We start from the raw sequence: 23,189 nt of genomic DNA on the forward strand, positions 1-23,189 counted from the left end.
CCCAAAACCTCATGCCGAACGACGCCCCTAAGCTTTCACTTTTTTAGCGGCTGCAAACATACGACCCTTTCCCTTTTATTTGCAAACTTTTTGAAACCTTTTTTTGAGGTTTTTTTAACATCCTTTTAAGATCATTGTTATCAATTGGTTAGGTGGGTAATTTTACTTAAAAATTATAAAAATGTTTCTATTAAGACATTAAATCTTGATTTGAAATTCTGAATTTATGACTAAAAAATGCCAAAAACAATGAAGCTATCTTTTAAATTAAACAAAAAGCACTTCCACATAACACTTAAAAACACACCTTATATTGTTACTTTAAACTAAAAACTTTATTTGAAACGAGCGTTAGGGATGTTAATGGCATCCTTTTGCTTTTGGGGCAAAACATATAATGGACAGCCCGACAGCACCCAAAGTGCTGTGACGCCAAGAAAAAAATTAGAAATAATAATACCTATATATATATTGTGTGTATTTGTTATACTATTATCTTTGCACCCTGAATTTAATTTATTTTAATGATACATATAACATTGCCCGATGGAAGTGTAAAGGAGTTTCAACAAAACGTTACTCCCATGGATGTTGCTAAAAGCATCAGTGAAGGATTTGCTAGAAATGTGATTTCGGCTAATTTTAATGGTACAACCATTGAAACGGCGACACCTTTAACGACGGACGGCTCTTTAGTTTTATATACATGGAACAATGATGAAGGCAAAAAGGCATTTTGGCACTCTTCTGCGCACGTGTTAGCACAAGCTATTGAAGAATTGTATCCTGGTGTTAAACTTACTATTGGCCCTGCTATTGAAAATGGGTTTTATTATGATGTAGATTTTGGTGACCATTCCATATCTGATAAAGATTTCAAGGCTATCGAGGAAAAAATGATTGATATTGCCCGTGGCAAGCATGATTTTAAGATGCGCGCCATTTCTAAAGCAGAAGCTTTATCTATATATAAAGGTAATGAGTTTAAAACTGAGCTTATTGAAAACCTTGAAGATGGTACGATTACATTCTGCGATCATTCAACATTTACGGATTTATGTCGTGGAGGACATATTCCTAACACAGAAATTATAAAAGCGGTTAAAATTCTATCTATTGCAGGTGCTTACTGGAGGGGTGATGAAAAGAACAAGCAACTTACAAGAGTTTATGCTATTTCCTTCCCTAAACAAAAAGACCTTACTGAATATTTGACCTTTTTAGAAGAAGCCAAAAAACGTGACCATAGAAAGCTAGGTAAAGAACTGGAACTTTTTACTTTTTCTAAAAGAGTTGGCCAAGGTTTGCCTTTATGGTTACCAAAGGGAGCGGCTTTACGCGAACGTTTAGAGAACTTTTTAAAGAAAGCTCAAAAGAAAGCAGGTTATGAAATGGTTGTGACGCCGCACATAGGCCAAAAGGAACTTTATGTTACTTCAGGCCATTACGCAAAATATGGTGCCGATAGTTTTCAGCCGATACGTACACCTAAAGAAGACGAGGAATTTTTATTGAAACCAATGAACTGCCCTCATCACTGTGAAATTTATAACACTAGTCAATGGTCCTATAAAGATTTACCCAAACGCTATGCAGAATTTGGTACTGTATATAGGTATGAACAAAGTGGCGAATTGCATGGATTAACCCGTGTTAGAGGGTTTACTCAAGATGACGCCCATTTGTTTTGCACACCAGATCAATTGGACAAAGAGTTTAAAGATGTTATTGATTTAGTGCTTTACGTTTTTGGATCCTTAGGTTTTGAAAATTTTACGGCTCAAGTTTCAGTGAGAGATCCTGAAAATCCAGATAAATATATAGGAGACGTAAAAAACTGGGAAAAAGCTGAACAAGCTATTATTAATGCCGCTACAGATAAAGGCTTAGACTTTGTTATTGTAGAAGGTGAAGCTGCTTTTTATGGCCCTAAATTAGACTTTATGGTTAAGGATGCTTTGGGAAGACGTTGGCAACTAGGCACTATTCAAGTGGACTATAATCTACCCGAACGATTTGATTTAACATATAAAGGCAGTGATAATGAGTTGCACAGACCCGTAATGATTCACAGAGCACCCTTTGGAAGTATGGAGCGTTTTGTGGCGTTATTATTGGAACATACGGGAGGAAATTTCCCTATTTGGCTGATGCCAAAACAGGTCGCCATATTATCTCTTAGTGAGAAATATGAAAAATACGCTGAAAAAGTTTTAAATTTGCTGGAAAATGACGAAATTCGCGCCCTTGTTGATAACAGGAATGAGACTATAGGTAAGAAAATTCGGGAAGCCGAGATGCAAAAGTACCCTTTTATGCTTATTATTGGAGAACAAGAACAAGAGCAAGAAAAAATAACAGTGCGCAAGCATGGTGGAGAAGATTTAGGAATGATTACCATCGAAGAATTTTCTAAAATCATTGAAACCGAAATAAGCAAAACATTAAAACAGTTTTAAAAAAGTTTAACTTAAAAAGATAAAGCCATAGCAATTAGAAGAAAAAGTCAGCCTGGTGCAAGGGCTTCACAAGAGGACAAGCACAGAATTAACTCTAGAATTACGTCTCCAAACATTCGTTTGGTTGGTGAAAATGTTGAAATAGGGGTTTATTCTACCCGAGATGCTTTAAAAATAGCAGATGAGCAAGGATTGGATCTTGTTGAGATTTCGCCTAATGCCGACCCTCCTGTATGTAAGGTTATGGATTATAAAAAGTTTCTTTACGAACAAAAGAAACGAGATAAAGTTATAAAGGCTAAGGCAACAAAAGTTATTATTAAAGAAATTCGTTTTGGTCCTCAAACAGATGACCATGATTACGAATTTAAAAAGAAACATGCTGAGAAGTTCTTAAAAGAAGGTGCTAAATTAAAAGCATTTGTATTCTTTAAAGGACGATCTATCATATTTAAAGAGCAAGGGCAAATATTATTATTAAAACTTGCCCAAGATTTAGAAGAGTTTGGAAAGGTGGAACAGATGCCTAAATTAGAAGGTAAACGTATGACCATGTTTTTAGCTCCAAAAAAATAAATATCCCTGAATATTATTTATCAGGATTCAAAAATAATTAAGCGAAATAATTAAAACTAGGAGAACAAGATGCCTAAAATGAAAACAAAATCTAGTGCCAAAAAACGTTTTAAACTAACTGGCACTGGTAAGATTAAAAGAAAGCACGCTTTTAAAAGTCACATCTTAACAAAGAAGTCTAAAAAGCGTAAACTTGCTCTAACTCATGATACTTTGGTACATAAGGCAGACGAGAGCAATGTTAAATTGATGTTACGTTTAAAGTAACATTCCTTTAACTGGTTAAATAAATTATAAACCCTGGAGTTAGGCCAATAAAAGAGTTAAAAGTTAAAAGTTAAAAGTTAAAAGTTTCAAAACTAATAACCAAAACCTATAGCCAAACTAACCGCCTACTACAAAAAACAATTAAAAATTATGCCAAGATCAGTAAATTCTGTAGCAAAAAGAGCCAGAAGAAAAAAGGTTCTTAAACAAGCAAAAGGCTTTTTCGGACGTCGTAAAAACGTTTGGACAGTAGCAAAAAATGCGGTTGATAAAGCGATGTTATATTCGTATAGAGACCGTAGAAACAAAAAGAGATCATTCCGTGCTTTATGGATTACACGTATTAACGCTGGAGCCAGAGCTTACGGATTATCGTATTCTCAATTTATGGGAAAATTAAAAGCTAATGATATTGAATTAAACCGTAAGGTTTTAGCAGATTTAGCTATGAATAACCCAGAGGCCTTTAAAGCCGTAGTAGAGAAAATAAAATAAGGCGTTTCGCCTATTGTAAAACATATTATTCGCTTAATATAAAATCCGGTTCTTAATTGAACCGGATTTTTCATTTTTTACAAATTAATATTTTAGAAACATCTGTTAAACAGAGTAATCTTAATATTGTAAATTATTAATACAGCATATGGATTTATCCCAAATAAAACTAGTTGTGTCGGATATGGACGGCACATTACTAAATTCCAATCACGAAGTTAGCAGCTTATTCTTTGAGCTATTCAAGGAATTGAAAAAACACAACATTATTTTTGTCGCTGCTAGCGGAAGACCCTATTATAGCATCACAGAAAAATTAAATTCAATTAAAGATGACATCATCATAGTTGCCGAAAACGGCGGAATTGTCATTAAACAAGAAGAACTCCTGTTGTCTACACCTATAAAAAACGAGTATTTATCTCAAGTTGAATTATTAATAAACGCAAATAATCACATTCATCCTGTTTTTTGCACCAAGTTTAAAGCATATTTTAAAAGTGCATCCAATGGATATATCAAACTTTTGTCTGAATATTATCCAACCTTTACAGTTATTGATAGTATTGACGAAGTTGAAGAAGATATCATAAAAATTGCATTATATCATGATATAGATTCTGAGAAGTATATTTATCCACATTTTAAGCATTTAGAACCCGACTATAAAGTTAAAATTTCAGGGAAACATTGGGTGGACCTTTCAGATGATTTGGCCAATAAAGGACATGCCATCGAGTTGCTTCAAAAAACCTATGATATATCATCTGAAGAAACCTTGATTTTTGGGGATTATAATAATGATATCGAAATGTTGAAACTTGCCACCTATAGTTTTGCAATGGAGAATGCACATGAAAATGTTAAAAAAATTGCTCTTTATGAAACTAAAAGCAACAACCATTTTGGTGTTGAACGCATATTAGAAAAACTTATTGAAGCCAAAAAGTCATATAGTTAATTTCCAAAAGCTGTTATTACTAATTGTCTGCCACCACCATTATTTCTATGTTCACATAGATAAATACCTTGCCAAATACCTAAGTTTAATTTACCATGAGTTATTGGTATTTGAACAGAAGACCCAAGCAAAGATGCTTTAATATGCGCAGGCATATCGTCACTTCCTTCATAAGTATGAACATAGTAAGAAGCATCTTCTGGAACCATCACATTAAAATGTCTTTCAAAATCACCTCTCACAGTGTAATCAGCATTTTCATTAATTGATAAACTAGCCGATGTATGCTTAATAAACACCTGCAATTGCCCAATACTTATATCCTTGATTTCAGGTATTGATTCTATAATGTCGTTAGTAATTAAATGAAACCCTCTTGGATATCTTTTTAGCTTTAATTGTTTTTGATGGAACTTCATAAATACTATTTTAATATGATTTTTTAAATTTGCCTATCTATTATATTTTTTGGTTATATAGACGCAACCTTTTTGTTTTATAACATCTACATTAAAAACAAGTATAATAAAAATCTAAACAAAACGACATGAAACATTATTTAATAATTGCTTGCATTAGCTTTTTTACTTTAACAAATTGTTCCCTGAATGATATTAATAATGACATTCCCCAAGTAACAAGAGTGCTCTGGCACTTAAAAAATGTTAGTGGAGGCGTTGCCGGTGTTGATAATGATTTCGCTTCCGGTGTCATCATTTGGGAATTTAAGAATGGAAATTCTACATTAACTGTTACCAATACAAATAGCAACACGGCCATAGAGGATGGTTTGGATTCTGGGAACTATTCTTACAATATCACTCCAATAGGCACCAGTAGTAAAACTTATCTTGTTATAAACTCTAATGAATTTGGAAGCATCTCTTTTGCTTCAAATGATACCCAATTAATTATCAACCAAAATGAGACTTCAACTGGACCTGTTGCCGATGGATACATTTACACATTCACCAAAAGCGTCATTGTTGAAAATTAATTTAGGTTTTCTGTTTCTTTTTTCTAGCTGCTGGAAATAATACATTATTCAATATAAGTCTGTACCCAGGAGATGTAGGATGCAAATCCAGTTCTGTTTTAGAATCTCCTACCCTATGTTGATAATCTTCTGGGTCATGACCACCATAAAATGTGAAGAAGCCTTTCCCTTTTATACCATGAATATATTTAGCTTCACCATTTATTTTACTCTCACCCATTACCAAAACATTTGATTTTATCTCATCTCTAGTAAAAGAAGTGGTTTGACCCATAAATCCCTTCACCAAAGCCGTGTGATTTTGACATAACATGGTTGGAATGGGATCCCATTTTGCGGAAAATTCCATTAAAGAAAAGTAATCGCTTGTGGCGGTAATCATTCTTTTTTGAGTCATATCAATTGATGAAAACTCATAAACCATTGGGTTTTGCTCCAAAGTAAAGTCGGTAAATGCAAACGTTTTATTATAATCTATTCTGTTTTGGTAGCCTGGGTCACTAGCATCGCCATCAAACATAGGTTCACAAATATCCAATCCTTCGGCAGCCAAAGCGATATCAAAACTATCGGCCGCACTACACATGGCAAACATAAATCCGCCGCCTATAACGTAATCCCTGATTTTTAACGCTACCGCTAATTTTTCTTCAGATACTTTACTGTATCCCAACTTTTCAGCTAAGGCTTCAGCTGCCTTCTTTTCTTCAATATACCAAGAATTTGCTCTATATGCTCCATAAAATTTGCCGTACTGTCCTGTAAAATCTTCATGGTGCAAATGCAACCAATCAAACGCTAAAAGCCCATCATTCAACACTTCTTCATCGTACACCGTTTCATAAGGAATTTCAGCATATTGTAAAACCATCGTTACGGCATCATCCCAAGGCTGCTTTCCATTGGGCGTATAGACAGCAATTTTAGGCGCTTTTTCTAAAACAACGGCTTCCATATTTTGACTTGGACTACTAATATCTTCTAATATACTTTCTGTTTTAGAATCTGAAAGCACTTCAAACGATACGCCTCTAATTTGACATTCTTTTTGAATTTCGGGGGTATCTGGCAATAAAAAAGAGCCGCCTCTATAGTTCAACAGCCACTTCACCTTGAGTTCTTTATTAAGTACCCAATAGGTCATACCATAAGCTTTTAAATGATTCTTTTGGCTCTCTGTATCCATGGAAATCAATACATACGAAGCGAACGTTTGTATGGAAAAAAATAAAAATAATATGATAGATAGGGTTTTCTTCATAGACCGAAAGGTAATGAAAAATTATATTGACTTAAAATGCTTTAGGGAAATATTAAGTTTTATGTTTTAAAACGGCACATCGCTATCATCGTCATCATTAAACGAACTACCGAAAGCTTGGTCTGGACTTGCTTTAAAATTATCAGATTTAAAAGTATCATCATTGGCAGCAGCGTTCATTTTAGAATGAAACTCGAATGGCGAATCAAAATTATCCAGATTATCAAACTTCCCTAAATGACCAATAAATTTCAAACGAATGTTTTCCAAACCACCGTTACGGTGCTTTGCCACAATAAACTCCGCCTGACCTTCAGTTGGTGAACGTTCTTCATCATCCCATTCATCAATTTTATAATATTCTGGTCGGTAAATAAAGCTTACGATATCCGCATCTTGCTCAATGGCACCAGATTCACGTAAGTCTGAAAGTAAGGGTCTTTTGCTACCACCACGTGTTTCTACAGCACGTGATAATTGCGATAATGCAATAACAGGCACATTCAATTCTTTAGCTAAAGCCTTTAAGTTTCTAGAAATCATGGAAATTTCCTGTTCGCGGTTTCCGCCATGACTACTACCGCCCGTCATTAATTGCAAATAATCAATCATGATTAATTTAATACCATGTTGCGATGATAAACGGCGTGCTTTTGCTCTTAAATCGAAAATAGACAGTGATGGTGTATCGTCAATATACAAAGGTGCTTTTTCAAGCCCTTTAACTTTGACGTTAAGTTGTTCCCACTCGTGCTTTTCAAGTTTTCCTGTTCTTAATTTTTCTGAAGACAGACCAGTTTCACTCGAAATTAAACGTGTAATCAACTGTACAGAAGCCATCTCTAATGAGAAAAATGCCACGGGAATATTTAAATCGACCGCAATATTTCTTGCCATAGACAGGGTTAAGGCCGTTTTACCCATACCAGGTCTAGCAGCCACAATAATTAAATCAGATGGTTGCCAACCAGAGGTTAACTTATCAAGTTTTGTAAATCCTGTTGGGATTCCGCTTAACCCTTCTTTATTGGATATTTCTTCAATTTTTTTCTTAGCCTGAATTACTAAATCTTGAGCAGTTTCACTAGATTTTTTAATGTTTCCTTGAGTTACTTCGTAAAGTTTGGACTCCGCATTGTCCAATAAATCAAACACATCTTTGGTTTCATCATAAGCATCCTCAATAATTTCACTGGATATTTTTATTAAACTGCGTTGAATAAATTTCTGTAAAATGATACGCGCGTGAAACTCGATATGCGCCGAAGATGATACTTTTTGAGTAAGTGAAATGAGGTAAAAATCTCCTCCAGCCAACTCTAATTTTGAATTTTTTTTGAGTTGTGTTGAAACAGTTAATAAGTCGACTGGTTCGCTATTTTCAAATAACTGGTAAATAGCTTGAAATATATGCTGATGGGCTTCTTTGTAGAATGCATCTGGACTTAAAATATCAATAACCTCATCAACCCCTTTTTTATCAATCATCATAGCACCTAATACAACTTCCTCTAAATCAAGTGCTTGAGGAGGTATTTTTCCTTTCTCAAGACTAATTAGCGTGCTTTTATCTACTTTATAGGATTTAATTTGTTCAGGTTGTTTCATAAAACGAAAATAACTAATTATAGTAGTTTTTAAATATTATTTAAATTATGATTGTTAACCAGCCATCAACAATCGAACTGTTAACAACTTTAAAATATTGTGAATAAGCATAAAAAAATCTGAAGCCAAGGACCTCAGATTTTTTTATACTATGATTTTAAAAGGATTATCCTTTGAAGACTCCCATATTAGCATATTTTTCCATACGCTGATTTACTAAATCTTTTGCTGATAAGTTTTTAAGAACATCATAATGCCTAACAATCGCATTGCTTACAGATTTAAATGTTTTTTCTCGGTCTCTATGAGCGCCCCCTAAAGGTTCTTTTATTATTTCATCAATCAACTTCTGCTTTTTCATGTCAGCTGACGTTAATTTCAGTGCTTCGGCAGCTTGTTCTTTATACTCCCAACTATGCCAAAGAATGGAAGAACATGACTCTGGTGAAATAACGGAATACCATGTGTTTTCCAACATCAAAACCACGTCTCCAACACCTATTCCAAGAGCTCCTCCAGAAGCACCTTCTCCAACAATGACTGTGATAATTGGCACTTTCAAGCGTGTCATTTCAAAAATATTTCTAGCAATGGCTTCTCCTTGTCCACGTTCTTCAGCTTCCAAACCAGGATATGCACCCGGAGTATCTATAAGCGTTACTACAGGAATACCAAATTTTTCGGCCGATTTCATTAAGCGTAATGCTTTACGATAGCCTTCTGGATTTGCCATTCCGAAGTTTCTATATTGGCGAGTTTTGGTGTTATACCCTTTTTGCTGTCCAATGAACATAAAACTTTGGTCTCCAATTTTTCCCAAACCACCAATCATGGCTTTATCATCTTTAAAACTTCTATCACCGTGAAGTTCTAAAAAAGATTCCCCACAAATGGCACGAATATGATCCAACGTATAAGGTCTGTCTGGGTGTCTGGATAATTGAACACGCTGCCAAGCCGTCAAATCTTTATAAATCTTGGTTTTTGCGTCAATAAGTTTCTTTTCAATTTGCGAACAAGTTCCAGAAACATCTACTTCGCTTTCTTTACCAATTACTTGACATTTTTGAAGCTGTTCTTCAAGCTCTTTAATGGGAAGTTCAAAATCTAAATATTCCATAAGAATTTATGATTCTATTTTTTATTAGCTTACAAACCTACATATTTTTTTCAATTTAACTTAAGTAAAATCATTAAATATAGGTTCTCTTAGCCCGAATTACAAAAGTAATAATTATCTAAGAAAATATAAAAAATTTAATTCTGCCTGAAGCCTAAGAGGCTTTTATTTTTTTGTCTTCTCATATTTTTCAACACAGCGTTCAAAAGGACTGTAACGATAATAATCAATGCGCCGTAATAAAAATTTGGACTCATTTTTTCTTTTTCAGGAAACAGAATAATAGCTATAATAATACCGTAAATAGGCTCTAAATTATAAGTAAGAACCACAGTATAAGGACTAATATGCCTCATAACATAAATGGCCGCAATGAATGCGTAAGCAGTACAAACTGAACCTAAAATAAATAAATACCAAAAGTCAATGCCACTTAAATTGAAAAATTGCAATGAAAAACCACCTTCAAAAATGAGTATAAAAAACGTGATGAATACAACACCACTAATAAATTCATAAAATGAAATGACAGTTGCCGTATGTTGCTTTAAAAAACTACCATTAAGCACTGCAAACAATGAAGAAAAAAAGGCAGCCAAAATACCAAGTACAATTCCTTTAATATAGCCGATTTCACTTTGGGTTATTACAAAGACACCAAGAATTACAAATATTCCGAAGAAAATCTCATACCAAATGATACGCCGTTTGTGAATAATAGGTTCTAGTATAGAAGCGAAAAAAGTACCTGATGAAAATACTGCTAATGTGATTGAAACATTAGATGCATCAATGGCTCCAAAAAAAGTGATCCAATGCAATGCAATGACAATGCCTGCAATAGACAGTTTTAAAACGGATTTAAAAGGTATTTTGATGTGTATTTTGGCTACTTTAATATAAATGAATATCAAAATAGACGCGATTGACATTCTAAACCAAACCAAAGGCACGGCATTTATGGTGATAAGTTGCCCTAAAATGGCTGTAAAACCAGCTATAAAAACTAAAAAATGCAAATGCAGGTAATTCTTAAGCCTATCGTTTAGCATTCCGAAGAAGAAATAAAGATACGATGCCAAAAATAACATTAGGGAACCATGCTGCAACTATCGCCGGAAAATCAGATTGTTCTGCCATAACCCCAAAAATCTTATCAAAGAAAATAAAAACCATGGCAATACAAATACCTACGGCCAGGTTTATTCCCATACCACCACGTCGCTTTATAGAGGACACAGCTACGGCTATAATGGTTAAGATAAAAACAGACACTGGCAAGCTCCATTTTCTATAAAGCACTAACTCATAACGCCCTACATTGGATGACCCTCTCAATTCCTCTTTTTCAATAAAGTTTAATAAATCCTTATAAGACAAAATTTCAGCAATATATATAACAGGTGTTAAATCTTCGGCATCAAAGGCGAACAACGTATCTTTCTTTCTTTCGCTTTCTAACTTATCCGGCATATCACCAATAATACGTTTTGTGTAATTAGTTAAGGTATATAAAGTGTCTTCATCGTTATATTTAATAATATCAGCCGTAATTTTATGGGTCATGACATTATCTTCAAAATGTTCTAAAATGAAATTAGTCCCTTGCTTGTTTTTAGGGTCAAAACTACTGACATAAATAAGTTCCTTTTCATTTATTTGCCTAAAAACATTTGAGTTTTCCACATCACTTCTTCCTGTTTTAAAATATTTATAGTCAAATTCATTAAAACCCTTACTTGCAATGGGTGCTAAATACAAACCCAATACCAAAGCTAGAATAGACGCAATAATGGCTCCATAAATATAAGGTCTTAAAAATCTGGAAAAAGATACCCCAGAACTTAAAAAAGCTACGATTTCTGTATTATTGGCAAGCTTAGAAGTAAACCAAATAACCGATAAAAATAAAAACAAAGGAAACAATAAGTTTGCAAAATAAATTGTGAAGTTTAAAAAATAAACAAGCACTTCATTTATTGGCACGTTATTATCTAAAATCTTTCCTATTTTTTCAGCCAAATGCACTGTAATACCAATAGGAATGAACAGTAATAACATGGCGGTAAATGTAAAAAGATAACGTTTTAATATGTACCAGTCTAGTATTTTCAATTTTTTGTTGGGTTGTTTGTCTTTTAGTTGTTTGTTGTTTAGCTGAATTAACTTTTAACTTTTAACTTTTAACTTTTAACTTTTAACTTTATAAACGATTATCCATTTGTTTAACCATTTTGTTTTTCCAATCATTAAAATCTCCCGCTAATATATGTTTTCTTGCTTCACGAACCAACCATAAATAAAATCCTAAATTATGAATGGTGGCTATTTGTTTTCCCAATAACTCATTCACAATAAATAAATGTCTTAAATACGCTTTTGTATAATCTGTATCTACAAACGTTATTCCCATATCATCAATAGGAGAGAAATCCTCTTCCCACTTCTTATTCTTTATATTGATAGTCCCATAAGCTGTAAATAACATCCCGTTTCTGGCATTTCTAGTGGGCATGACGCAATCAAACATATCTATACCTAACGCAATATTTTCCAAAATATTTATTGGTGTACCAACACCCATTAAATATCTTGGTTTATCTTCAGGCAAAATGTTACAAACCACCTCGGTCATAGCGTACATTTCTTCGGCCGGTTCCCCAACAGACAACCCTCCAATGGCATTTCCTACGGCTCCTGCATTGGCAATATATTCAGCAGATTGCATTCTTAAATCCTTATAAGTGCTTCCTTGAACTATAGGAAAAAAAGCCTGACTATAATCATATTTAAAAGGCACTTTTTCTAAGTGATTGATACATCTATCTAACCAACGATGTGTCATGTGCATGGAGCGTTTTGCATAATTGTACTCGCATGGATACGGTGTGCATTCATCAAAAGCCATGATGATATCTGCCCCAATGCTTCGTTGGATTTCCATCACATTTTCTGGCGTAAAAACATGGTAACTCCCATCTATATGAGATTTGAACTTCACACCTTCTTCCTTGATTTTCCTATTTGCAGAAAGTGAATACACTTGATAACCTCCTGAATCGGTTAAAATATTTCTATCCCAATTCATAAATTTATGCAAGCCGCCAGCTTTTTCAATTACTTGGGTTTGTGGACGCAAATATAAGTGATAGGTATTTCCTAGAATAATATCAGGATTAATATCGTTTTTAAGCTCACGTTGATGTACCCCTTTTACAGTAGCAACAGTTCCAACAGGCATAAAAATAGGCGTTTCAATAATACCATGGTCTGTTGTCATTACTCCTGCTCTCGCTTTACTTTGGCTGTCTTTGGCTTTTAATTCAAATATCATATCAAGAAATCAATAAGTCGGCAAACCTACATATTTTTTTAATTTTAAAATGGTTTTACAGCATTTAACTAGGTTCATTAATCAAAATAAATAACACTGATGCACTAGTAATTACCTTGAAATATCCCCATCTTTATTTTAAAAATAACCTATACCCTTTTAAATTTTTTTTAAACTCGCTTTTTACTTAAAAATAGAAGATTAATCTTTTGTAAAACTATCTTAATAACCTATTTTTGTCAAGCAAAATTAACAAATTAGACATGCCAAACACGAAACATTTAGAAGATTTAACCATTCAAGTTAGAAGAGACATCTTACGTATGGTTCATAAAGTAAACTCTGGTCATCCAGGAGGTTCATTAGGTTGTACAGAATTCTTGGTATCATTATATAATGAAATCATGGAAAGAAAAGAAGGTTTTGATATGGATGGTATTGGGGAAGATCTTTTCTTTTTATCTAACGGCCATATCTCACCTGTTTTTTATAGTGTTATATCTAGAGCAGGCTATTTTCCTGTTGAAGAATTAAATACATTCCGATTATTAAATTCCCGCCTACAAGGACACCCAACAACTCATGAAGGTTTACCAGGTGTTAGAATCGCTTCTGGTTCTTTAGGCCAAGGTATGTCTGTTGCCTTAGGTGCTGCCCAAGCAAAAAAACTAAATCGCGACAACCATTTGGTTTACACCTTACATGGTGATGGCGAACTTCAAGAAGGACAAAATTGGGAAGCCATTATGTATGCTGCCGCAAAAAAAGTGGACAACATCATTTGTACAGTCGATTTAAACGGACAACAAATTGATGGTTCTACAGATGAAGTTTTACCAATGGGAAGCATTAAAGCTAAATTTGAAGCTTTTGGCTGGGTTGTGATTGAGATTGAACAAGGCAACAATATTGAAGCCATTTTAAAAGGCATGGCTGAAGCTAAATCCCATACTGGGAAAGGCAAGCCTGTTTGCGTATTGTTAAAAACCATTATGGGCCATGGCGTAGACTTTATGATGTACACACACGCTTGGCATGGTAAAGCACCTAATGATGAGCAATTAGCAAAAGGTTTAGCACAAAATCCTGAAACTTTAGGCGATTACTAATAATAAGACCAATTTAGAACATGAAAACATATACATATACAGAAAAAAAAGATACAAGGAGCGGTTTTGGAGCTGGTTTAGCTGAATTAGGAAGAACAAACCCTAATGTAGTGGCGCTTTGTGCCGATTTAATTGGTTCTTTAAAAATGGAAAAATTTATTGAAGAAAACCCTGAGCGTTTTTTTCAAATAGGAATTGCTGAGGCCAATATGATGGGCATCGCTGCTGGTTTAACCATTGGCGGCAAAATACCTTTTACTGGTACGTTTGCCAATTTCTCAACTGGTCGTGTTTACGATCAAATTCGTCAATCGATAGCGTATTCAGATAAAAATGTGAAAATATGTGCATCGCACGCTGGTTTAACATTGGGCGAAGATGGCGCAACACATCAAATCCTTGAAGACATTGGTCTTATGAAAATGCTACCTGGAATGACCGTTATCAATACATGTGATTACAACCAAACCAAAGCAGCGACTATCGCTATTGCAGCACATCATGGTCCTGTTTATTTACGTTTTGGAAGACCAGTTGTGCCTATATTCACACCTGAAGACCAAAAATTTGAAATCGGTAAAGCCGTTATGCTTACTGAAGGCACCGATGTTACTATTGTAGCTACCGGACATTTGGTTTGGGAGGCTTTAGAGGCTTCAAAAGTTTTGTTTGAAAAAGGCATTTCTGCTGAAGTTATCAATATTCACACTATTAAACCTTTAGATGAAGAAGCTATTCTTAAATCGGTTGCAAAAACAGGATGTGTTGTAACTGCCGAAGAGCATAACTATCTTGGCGGATTAGGAGAAAGTGTTGCAAGGGTTTTGGCTTTAAACAATCCAACGCCACAAGAATTTGTAGCAACTAACGACACCTTTGGTGAATCTGGAACCCCTGCACAACTTATGAATAAATACGGTTTAAATAGTGCCGCTATTGTTGAAAAATCGTTATCAGTTATAAAAAGAAAGTAATAATATTCGTTTGGCAACGTTTTTGATTGAGTACATTATCTCGTTTCAATCAGTATATAATTTACATCCTTTATTGTGTGTAAATACATTTATCAAATTATATAAAAATCAAAAATAATTATATAAAAGATAAAGAATAAGAACTATATACTTTTGGAGAAGAAAAAAACTCAAGTCTAATTAAAAACGAATCTTATGAAAAATTTAAAAAGCAAATTAAATGCTAGTAAAAAAACAATTTTACTAGCATTATTTTTAGTATCAATATCTTCATTTACCTATGCCCAATCGGCTACTGGGTTTGGTATTAAAGGCGGTTTAAACTACAATGCCAATGGCGACTATTTTGAGTCTATAGGAAGCAATGCTAAAAATCCCGACAGAAATGTTGGTTACCACATTGGTTTATTTGGCAAAATAGGAACTCAAATATACTTTAAACCAGAACTTGTATATACAAGCACTAAGAGTGATTATGACAATGAAAGCTTTGAAATGCAAAAAATAGATGCCCCTTTGTTGGTTGGTATTAAAGTATTAGGACCTGTTAGTGTTTTTGCAGGACCGTCGTTTCAATATATCTTAGACTCAGACTTTAACGGTATTACGATAGATGATATTGAAAATGATTTTAGTGTTGGGCTGAATTTTGGAATTGGCCTTAACATTAATAAGTTAGGCATCGATTTAAGATACGAACGAGGTTTTAGTGATAACGAAGCTACTTTTATAGGTAATAATGGTGTTGGAACAAGTAGATTAGACACCAGACCCGAACAACTTATTTTAAGTTTGTCATTGCTATTGTAAACTTATATTGACTAAAAACCAAAAGGCTCACTAGAATTAATTCTAGTGAGCCTTTTTTCATCCCTTTTTAAGAACGTTTACTTGGGATCTAAATAATCTGGAATACCATCTGAATCCGTATCTGGGAATGTTATTATAGTACCAGTATAAGTTCCATTTTGTTGTTTAGTAATTTTATTTAGAAGTACTTGATTGGTTAGCAAAGCCGTATCCAAAACCTCTTGCCTTGTTGGTTTGTTAACCGTAGTAACTTCAATTTCATCCTTAGTTAAAACACCATCGCCATCATCATCTGTATCTGCATAATCAGGATTAAGATCACCATCGGTATCATCATCATTAGGATCATTTCTATTTTCAAAATTAACAGTAAATTCACCATCACCATTCAAATCTTCTAAATAAGAAGGTATGCCATCACCATCAAAATCGTTTTGAAACATTCTTAACAATTCAAACTTAAATATTATTGGAGAATAAGCAGGGATATCTGATTGTGTATTAGAAAAATATCCTAAACCAGAAGGTAAAAACATAACACCTATCCCTTTATTTATATAATTTACAGTACCATCTTCGGCATCAACAAAAGATTCCGCAGTATTAAAATCTGGCAATACTTTTCTCCAGCCAGGGATTAATTCAGTTAAACTGAATGTTATTGGAGTCACCGCACTATCAAATATTTCATTATCTAAAGTAAAACCCTCATAAGTAACAAAAACGTTATCAGCAAAAGTTGGCATATCCTCTCCACCTCCTTGATTTAATTTAAGCACATAAAATTCGTATTCTGTGGAAGCATATGTTACTGTTTTTATAGAAAGCTTGGGAGAATCCTTGAGTATAGTATGTCCATCAGGAACTTCTTCACCATTAGCCAATTCAGTGATAATAAGATCTGAAATACTTGGGTTTGGATTTGCTTCAAAATCAGCAGAATTATAATAATGGGTTTCCAAATAGCCAATCAAAGAATCTTTGTCTATAATCTGTTGTTCACCTCTGTCTCTCGGAGGTGTTACAGCTGTATCATCATCATCATCTTTTTTACAAGACGTTAAACCCAGTGTCAAAAACAAAATAAGCAATCCTATTTTTCCTAAATTCATTTGCAATTTTCTATTGTTTTTTTCTAATTTCATACAATACAATATATATTCAATCAACATTTACAAATTTAGGCAGTAAATGCATCATTATTGTTTATTTTTGAGGTCGCAAGATACAATTTTAATATAATCTTGCACAAGAACATTAACGTAGTTTTTATAATTATTATATGCGAATTGATAAGTATTTATGGTGTGTTAGGTACTATAAAACCAGAACGTTGGCAACTACAGCATGCAAAAAAGGACATATTAGGGTAAACAATGATATTGTAAAACCTAGTAGAGAGGTTTATGCGCAGGACAATATTGAGATTAGATTAAATCAAATCAAATATCAAATTACCGTGAATGACCTCCCTGAAAGCCGAGTTGGCGCCAAATTGGTTGATATATATAGAATTGACAAAACCCCAAAAGAACAGTTTGATGCACAAGAACTTTTAAAATTAGCTAAAGATTATTACAGAGAAAAAGGTGTTGGAAGACCCACTAAAAAAGACAGAAGGGATATAGACGAATACAACGATGAAGCATCTAATGAATGACTTTTCATTTTATTTTTATATGTGATTTGAAAAAAATAACCTAAACAGATAAAAATGAGTAATTTTATGCTTTTAATTTTTTAACCAAAACTTATGGAAGTTAAAAACAACATTATACTAAACCACGACGAAATCAATCATAAAATTAGGCGCATTGCATTTCAAATTTATGAAGCAAATGTGAATGAAAAAGAAGTTGTTTTGGCTGGCATAGATAGTAATGGCTATATTTTTGCTAAAAAATTGAAATCGGTTCTTCAAAAAATATCGGATATCGACGTCATACTTTGCAAAGTAACGATTGATAAAAAAAATCCATGGCTGGATATTAAAACCTCTCTCTCTCCTGATGATTACAAAAACAAATCGTTGGTATTGGTTGACGATGTATTGAATTCTGGAACGACACTCATTTATGGCGTAAAACATTTTTTGAATGTGCCATTAAAACAATTTAAAACGGCCGTATTGGTAAATAGAAACCATAAAAAATATCCCGTTAAGGCCGATTTTAAAGGCATTTCGTTATCTACTTCATTACACGAACATGTGCATATCAATTTAGATGGAAAATCTTTTGAGGCCTTTTTAGAATAAATTTAAAAGCAATTCTTCTACAATATCTGCTTCCGTTTTGTTATCGGTTGTAATTTTTGTTTCCGCTAAATTATAAAATTGGGAGCGTTCAAATAAATGTTTACCAATAAACTCAGTAAGCAAATCGTCAGTTTTTATATGAGCTATTAAAGGGCGTTTGGATTTTTCATTTTTTAATCTACTAACCAATTCAGGAATCCCAGTTTTTAAGTAAATACTTTTAGAATTAGCATCGTTTAAAATAACATCCATATTGTTTCCATAGCAAGGCGTACCACCTCCAAGTGATAAAACCATGTTGCTTTTATTCTTTAAAATTGTTTTTAAATGCGCTGTTTCCAACTTCCTAAAATAAATTTCTCCTTTAGATTTAAAAATATTTACAATGGAAGTTTGCTCCTCTTTTTCGATATAATCATCTAAATCAATAAAATCGTAATTCAATTTATTTGCTAAAATCTTTCCTATAGTTGACTTTCCAGAAGCCATATACCCAATTAATATTACATTCATTATTTGGCTTTTAAATTGATTCTTAAAAACATAGATATTCGTCAGGCAAAAAAACAAAAAATTATACAAAAAAAGCATTGTTTTATTAATTAAACATTTTATATTTGCACCCTCATTAAAGAGACTAGACCTGGTAGCTCAGTCGGTAGAGCATTTCACTTTTAATGAAAGGGTCCTGGGTTCGAATCCCAGCCCGGTCACTTTAATTAACTTTCAACAAGTAGTTACGAAGCCTTGAAAATTATCATATTTTCAAGGCTTTATTTTTTTAGGATTTTCCCCTTTGCATAACCATACCAAGACCGGTCAAAATAATGTTATTAAGAAAAGACGAAATGACATATATCATTTTGATTTCGTTACGTTTAACATACATTTATGAATGAAATTTAAAATTAAGTGTGATGTTAGGAGACTTAAAAAAAAGCCAAATAGAACATTTATTGTATAGCCAAGTAATTGGAAGAGTTGGCTGCCATGCTGATAATATGACCTACATTGTGCCTATAACATATGCTTATGATGGCAACTATGTTTATGGTCATACAAAAGAAGGTATGAAAATAAACATGATGCGTAAAAACCCTAATGTTTGTTTCGAAGTTGATGTTATAGAAAACATGAGCAATTGGAGAAGCGTCATAGCTTGGGGTAAATTTGAAGAATTAAAAACTCTCGAAGAACGAAAAATGGGCATGCAAAAACTTATGGATCACATATCACCAATAATAACGGGCGAAACAACAATTCAACATGCTATGACCGATTCCCATGGAAAATACATTGAGACCCTACAAGGTGTAGTATACAGAATAAAACTCATCGAAAAAACGGGTCGGTATGAAAAAAGATGAGTAATTCTTAAAGAACTTTTTCGAATACAAATCAAAAGTTTCTAACTATATTAGAAGTGTTTTAAAACATTTCTAATCTTAAAAATTATAACTTTTGAATATCATAACACTTACCATAAATCCTGCTTTAGACAAAAGTGCCAAAGTAGATGGTCTTGTACCAGATCAGAAACTGCAATGCCATTCTATAGTTTATCAACCTGGAGGAGGAGGCATCAATGTCTCAAGAGTGCTTAATAGGCTTGATGAACAAACCCATTGTATATTTACTTCTGGTGGTGATACTGGGAAAAATCTTAATGAATTACTTTTAAAAGAAGGCATTAATCCCAAAACCATTTCTATAAAAGCATGGACAAGGGAAAACCTGTCCATAGTGGATACAAAAACCAATTTTCAATATCGTTTTGGAATGCCGAGTAACGGTTTACAGGATGCGGAACTCGATGAAATAAAATCGACGCTAGATAAATATCTTAATAATGGCGATATCCTTGTTTTAAGCGGAAGCCTTCCTCAAAACGTGCCGGCAGATTATTATGCGAGATTAATCAAACATGTATCCCACAAAAACATAAAGATTGTCATTGATACTTCTGGCCCCGCACTTACCGAAGCTCTTAAAGAAAAGGTGTTTTTGGTAAAACCCAATCAAAGAGAATTGGCGCAATGGGCAGGCAAGGAATTTTTATCAAGTACAGAACAAGAAGCCTTTGCTTTAGAAATGGTAGCATCAGGCAAAGCACTATATATTGTGGTTTCTTTAGGCGCAAGAGGTGCCTTTATGGCATCCAAAGAAGGCATTGTTTATCAATCCACGCCATCCATAACAGTAAAAAGCACCATTGGTGCGGGCGATAGTATGGTTGCAGGATTAATTTATGGAATCAAGAATGATTTTTCGGTAAATGACATTTTAAAATGGGGTGTTGCGTGTGGGGTGGCCACAACCATGAGTGAAGGAACCAATCTTGCCAGTAAATCAAATATTGACAATGTTATGAAAATGCTGAAGTAAATTAAACGTTATCTTACTTAATGGCTTGCTACTATTGAAGCTGGTTGTTTTCTTTTATACCATTTTAGGATTTCATACCAAATAACGAATAAAAATCCAGTGACAAAGCTCAAAAATACTTGGGTCATGGATAGTCTTTCAAATTTCAAAAACCCTATAAAAGGCTCTACAAAAATGAATAATGTCGTTATAAAAATCGTAATGCCAATTATAAGTGGTACCAATTTATTTTTATACCCCAAAGTGGTTATGACCGAATAAAAGAATGAACGATTGACCAAAGTTAGCGTCATGTTTGAAACAATCAGTGTTAAAAAAACCATGGTACGGGTCAATGATTCTCCGTAGTCACTATAAACTGCATATTGATATATAAGTAGGATACCACCCGTAATCATCAAGCCTTGAAAAATACTTGTTGTGAGTTCCTTAAAATTTAAAAAAGTATGTGTAAAAGGACGTGGTTTTTGCTGCATGATGTTCTTTTCCATCGGTTCATTTTCATAAATGATGGAACATGTTGGCCCCATAATCAATTCCAACAAAATAACATGTACCGGCGAAAAAATATTAGGATACACCCATCCCAACGCCAAAGGAATGAAAACAGTTAGAATAATGGGAATGTGAATGGATATGATGTACTGAATCGCCTTTTTGAGATTTGCATAAATTTTACGCCCCATAGCAATGGCATCAATCATTTTTGATAAATCATCTTCCACCAGGATAATGGAAGCGGCCTGTTTTGCAATCTCGGTACCCCTCTTGCCCATGGCAATACCAATATGAGCGGATTTTAAAGCAGGCGCATCGTTGATGCCATCGCCTGTCATGGCTATAATTTCATTTTGCGCTTTTAAAGCATTGACAATTTTCAATTTCGCATCCGGGAACATTCTAGTAAACAAATAATTATCTGTGGAGGCGGATTGCAATTCTATTTCCGATAAATTCATTAATTCACTTCCGGAAATATGTTTGTCATCATGTTTGAAATGTATTTGTTTTGCTATGGCAAGCGCCGTATTTTCATTATCACCTGTAATTATTTTTACTTTAATTCCAGCGTCATAAAAAGCTTTGAAAACGGATTGAATATTAGATTTTGGCGGATCATAGAAGGCGACAATTCCTTTGAAATTAAATTTGAAATCTTGCTGATTTGATGGAAAATCATTTCCGGAAAAATCAGATATTCCTACAGCCAATAAACGATACCCATTGGATGCCAAACTTTTGATATTATCATTGATTTGTTTTTTTTCATTTTCTGAAAGTTCGGACACATTCATGATGGCTTCTGGCGCACCTTTCGCCGCGATGATACGTTTGCCATTATCGTTCTCAAAAATATGGGTCATCATAGGAGGCGTTCCGCCTAAAGGATATTCGTGAACCATTTTATATTTTGGACGCTCATCTTCATAAACCGTTTTGGAATAGGCATCGTGCAAGGCCATTTCCATAGCATCAAATGGTATAGGTTCACTGGCCCACATGGCGAGCGCTATTAATTCTTTTTCATCTGCTGTAAATGCAGATGAATCAGCATCTGAAATGCTATTCGATTTTAAGGAATATATTTTAACAAGGCTCATGTCGTTTTTGGTAATAGTCCCTGTTTTATCAACGCAAATGGTTGTGGCACTTCCTAGGGTTTCAACAGTTTTCATTTGTTTTACAACGATGCCCATTTTTAATAATCTATAGGTGCCCAAAGCCATAAACGTAGTAAAGGCTATGGGAATTTCTTCTGGTAAGATGCTCATTGCCAAAGTCAACGATTTCAATAAACTATCTAAAATATCATAAGTTCGAAAATAATTCAGAACCCAAACACCAATAAAAATGACCACTCCAGCAACAACCATCTTTTTGATGAAATTCTGGATTTGAATTTCAATAGGTGTTTTTTCTTCTTCTATGCTTTCTAGACTCTTTCCAATTTTACCTAATTCGGTCTTTTCACCGATAGCGCTAACAGTGGCAATAGCCAAGCCACTAGCAACAGTGGTACCTTGATACACAAAATGCTCTGCTTTGTCTTTGTCCTTGTAAACTGCGAGTGATTCTCCAGTAAGAAGGGACTCGTTGACCGAAAAGTCATTGGAATGAATGATGGTTCCATCTGCCGCTATTGAATAGCCCTCTTCAACAATCAAGGCATCGCCAATAACAATATCTTCGCTTTTGATATCCACGACTTCCCCATTCCTAATAACCTTGCTGTGCGGCTTCGTAAGGTCTTTTAATTTTTCTAATGCATTACGACTTTTGGAATCCTGATACAGGGAGATTGTAGACACTAAAACGATGGCAACAGAGAGAAAAACACCATCCCCTACATTACCCGTTATAAAATAAATACTTGCTGTAACCAACAGTAGAATAACCATTGGTTCTTTTAATAAACTTTTAAGAGCCCTTACAAGCTCATTTTCCCTTTTGAAATTGGTGCTATTACCACCAAATTGCTTCCTTGATTTAAGTACTTCATTACTTGAAAGACCTTTAATATTGAAATTCTCTACTGAAATCATTGGCATAATTGATTAAGCACGGTATCTAATTTA

23 protein-coding genes and 1 tRNA gene are annotated in these 23,189 nt (G+C 34.0%); 14 read left to right on the plus strand and 10 right to left on the minus strand.

What is annotated here, in order from left to right:
• The first annotated feature begins 524 nt into the window (after positions 1–524).
• From thrS to CDH50_RS00025, 5 genes are all read left to right on the plus strand, one after another.
• Positions 525–2,459 carry a threonine--tRNA ligase gene (gene thrS, locus CDH50_RS00005; RefSeq protein ID WP_100609848.1) on the plus strand — a complete coding sequence of 645 codons (1,935 nt, stop codon included), beginning with the start codon at positions 525–527 and terminating at the stop codon, positions 2,457–2,459.
• A 27-nt stretch (positions 2,460–2,486) separates the two neighbouring features.
• Complete coding sequence (gene infC, locus CDH50_RS00010) at positions 2,487–3,035, plus strand: translation initiation factor IF-3 (protein ID WP_394337006.1); 549 nt, start codon at positions 2,487–2,489, stop codon at positions 3,033–3,035.
• A 69-nt stretch (positions 3,036–3,104) separates the two neighbouring features.
• Positions 3,105–3,302, plus strand: a complete 198-nt coding sequence (gene rpmI, locus CDH50_RS00015; protein WP_100609850.1) for a 50S ribosomal protein L35 — start codon at positions 3,105–3,107, stop codon at positions 3,300–3,302.
• 150 nt (positions 3,303–3,452) lie between these two features.
• On the plus strand, positions 3,453–3,797 hold the full coding sequence (gene rplT, locus CDH50_RS00020; protein ID WP_100609851.1) for a 50S ribosomal protein L20: 345 nt from the start codon (positions 3,453–3,455) through the stop codon (positions 3,795–3,797).
• Positions 3,798–3,945: 148 nt separating this feature from the next.
• On the plus strand, positions 3,946–4,758 hold the full coding sequence (locus CDH50_RS00025) for an HAD family hydrolase (protein ID WP_100609852.1): 813 nt from the start codon (positions 3,946–3,948) through the stop codon (positions 4,756–4,758).
• On the opposite strand, the gene CDH50_RS00030 is transcribed toward CDH50_RS00025, so the two are convergent.
• The gene (locus CDH50_RS00030) at positions 4,755–5,177 is read right to left on the minus strand and encodes a secondary thiamine-phosphate synthase enzyme YjbQ (RefSeq protein ID WP_100609853.1); all 423 of its coding nucleotides are present in this window, start codon (positions 5,175–5,177) and stop codon (positions 4,755–4,757) included. The two genes, CDH50_RS00025 and CDH50_RS00030, sit on opposite strands and share 4 nt — an antisense overlap.
• Positions 5,178–5,305: 128 nt before the next feature.
• Here CDH50_RS00030 and CDH50_RS00035 point away from each other — a divergent pair, with 128 nt between their 5' ends.
• A complete protein-coding gene (locus CDH50_RS00035; RefSeq protein WP_100609854.1) occupies positions 5,306–5,755 on the plus strand; it encodes a hypothetical protein in 450 nt (149 codons plus the stop codon).
• A gap of 1 nt (position 5,756) precedes the next feature.
• Here the strand turns inward: CDH50_RS00035 and CDH50_RS00040 are convergent, their stop codons facing one another.
• The 6 genes from CDH50_RS00040 to tgt form a co-directional block, all read right to left on the minus strand.
• Entirely contained in the window at positions 5,757–6,941 is a 1,185-nt protein-coding gene (locus tag CDH50_RS00040) for an asparagine synthetase B (protein WP_100609855.1), read from the minus strand.
• A gap of 141 nt (positions 6,942–7,082) precedes the next feature.
• Positions 7,083–8,624 (minus strand): replicative DNA helicase, encoded by a 1,542-nt coding sequence (dnaB, locus tag CDH50_RS00045; protein WP_100609856.1) that lies wholly within the window; start codon positions 8,622–8,624, stop codon positions 7,083–7,085.
• Positions 8,625–8,790: 166 nt separating this feature from the next.
• Positions 8,791–9,744: an acetyl-CoA carboxylase carboxyltransferase subunit alpha gene (locus CDH50_RS00050; RefSeq protein ID WP_100609857.1), complete on the minus strand. Its 954-nt coding sequence runs from the start codon at positions 9,742–9,744 to the stop codon at positions 8,791–8,793.
• 137 nt (positions 9,745–9,881) lie between these two features.
• The gene (locus tag CDH50_RS00055; RefSeq protein ID WP_100609858.1) at positions 9,882–10,796 is read right to left on the minus strand and encodes a DMT family transporter; all 915 of its coding nucleotides are present in this window, start codon (positions 10,794–10,796) and stop codon (positions 9,882–9,884) included.
• On the minus strand, positions 10,783–11,859 hold the full coding sequence (locus tag CDH50_RS00060) for an LptF/LptG family permease (protein ID WP_100609859.1): 1,077 nt from the start codon (positions 11,857–11,859) through the stop codon (positions 10,783–10,785). Before CDH50_RS00060 ends, CDH50_RS00055 begins: the two co-directional genes overlap by 14 nt.
• Before the next feature lie 88 nt (positions 11,860–11,947).
• The gene (gene tgt / locus CDH50_RS00065) at positions 11,948–13,078 is read right to left on the minus strand and encodes a tRNA guanosine(34) transglycosylase Tgt (protein WP_100609860.1); all 1,131 of its coding nucleotides are present in this window, start codon (positions 13,076–13,078) and stop codon (positions 11,948–11,950) included.
• Positions 13,079–13,341: 263 nt separating this feature from the next.
• On the opposite strand from tgt, the gene CDH50_RS00070 reads away from it, so the two are divergent.
• The 3 genes from CDH50_RS00070 (at position 13,342) to CDH50_RS00080 (ending at position 15,971) form a co-directional block, all read left to right on the plus strand.
• A complete protein-coding gene (locus CDH50_RS00070) occupies positions 13,342–14,187 on the plus strand; it encodes a transketolase (protein WP_100609861.1) in 846 nt (281 codons plus the stop codon).
• 20 nt (positions 14,188–14,207) lie between these two features.
• Positions 14,208–15,161 (plus strand): transketolase family protein, encoded by a 954-nt coding sequence (locus tag CDH50_RS00075; protein ID WP_100609862.1) that lies wholly within the window; start codon positions 14,208–14,210, stop codon positions 15,159–15,161.
• Between the two features lie 195 nt (positions 15,162–15,356).
• A complete protein-coding gene (locus CDH50_RS00080; protein WP_100609863.1) occupies positions 15,357–15,971 on the plus strand; it encodes an outer membrane beta-barrel protein in 615 nt (204 codons plus the stop codon).
• Positions 15,972–16,048: 77 nt separating this feature from the next.
• Here the strand turns inward: CDH50_RS00080 and CDH50_RS00085 are convergent, their stop codons facing one another.
• Positions 16,049–17,116 (minus strand): FKBP-type peptidyl-prolyl cis-trans isomerase, encoded by a 1,068-nt coding sequence (locus CDH50_RS00085; protein ID WP_100609864.1) that lies wholly within the window; start codon positions 17,114–17,116, stop codon positions 16,049–16,051.
• Between the two features lie 137 nt (positions 17,117–17,253).
• Between CDH50_RS00085 and CDH50_RS00090 the strand changes: the two genes are divergently transcribed.
• Both CDH50_RS00090 and CDH50_RS00095 read left to right on the plus strand, forming a co-directional pair.
• The gene (locus tag CDH50_RS00090; RefSeq protein ID WP_100609865.1) at positions 17,254–17,631 is read left to right on the plus strand and encodes an RNA-binding S4 domain-containing protein; all 378 of its coding nucleotides are present in this window, start codon (positions 17,254–17,256) and stop codon (positions 17,629–17,631) included.
• Between the two features lie 93 nt (positions 17,632–17,724).
• A complete protein-coding gene (locus CDH50_RS00095; protein WP_100609866.1) occupies positions 17,725–18,228 on the plus strand; it encodes a phosphoribosyltransferase domain-containing protein in 504 nt (167 codons plus the stop codon).
• Here CDH50_RS00095 and CDH50_RS00100 read toward each other — a convergent pair.
• Entirely contained in the window at positions 18,220–18,741 is a 522-nt protein-coding gene (locus CDH50_RS00100) for a shikimate kinase (protein WP_100609867.1), read from the minus strand. The two genes, CDH50_RS00095 and CDH50_RS00100, sit on opposite strands and share 9 nt — an antisense overlap.
• Before the next feature lie 127 nt (positions 18,742–18,868).
• Here CDH50_RS00100 and CDH50_RS00105 point away from each other — a divergent pair.
• The 3 genes from CDH50_RS00105 to CDH50_RS00115 all read left to right on the plus strand — a co-directional run bounded on the left by CDH50_RS00105 (position 18,869) and on the right by CDH50_RS00115 (position 20,613).
• Positions 18,869–18,941, plus strand: a tRNA-Lys gene (locus CDH50_RS00105).
• 204 nt (positions 18,942–19,145) lie between these two features.
• Positions 19,146–19,595, plus strand: a complete 450-nt coding sequence (locus tag CDH50_RS00110) for a pyridoxamine 5'-phosphate oxidase family protein (RefSeq protein ID WP_100609868.1) — start codon at positions 19,146–19,148, stop codon at positions 19,593–19,595.
• A gap of 94 nt (positions 19,596–19,689) precedes the next feature.
• Positions 19,690–20,613 carry a 1-phosphofructokinase family hexose kinase gene (locus CDH50_RS00115; RefSeq protein WP_100609869.1) on the plus strand — a complete coding sequence of 308 codons (924 nt, stop codon included), beginning with the start codon at positions 19,690–19,692 and terminating at the stop codon, positions 20,611–20,613.
• A gap of 17 nt (positions 20,614–20,630) precedes the next feature.
• Here the strand turns inward: CDH50_RS00115 and CDH50_RS00120 are convergent, their stop codons facing one another.
• Entirely contained in the window at positions 20,631–23,156 is a 2,526-nt protein-coding gene (locus tag CDH50_RS00120) for a cation-translocating P-type ATPase (protein WP_198513412.1), read from the minus strand.
• Positions 23,157–23,189 lie beyond the last annotated feature (33 nt).

Origin of the sequence: Confluentibacter lentus, from assembly GCF_002806995.1 — a bacterium.
Lineage (GTDB): Bacteria > Bacteroidota > Bacteroidia > Flavobacteriales > Flavobacteriaceae > Confluentibacter > Confluentibacter lentus.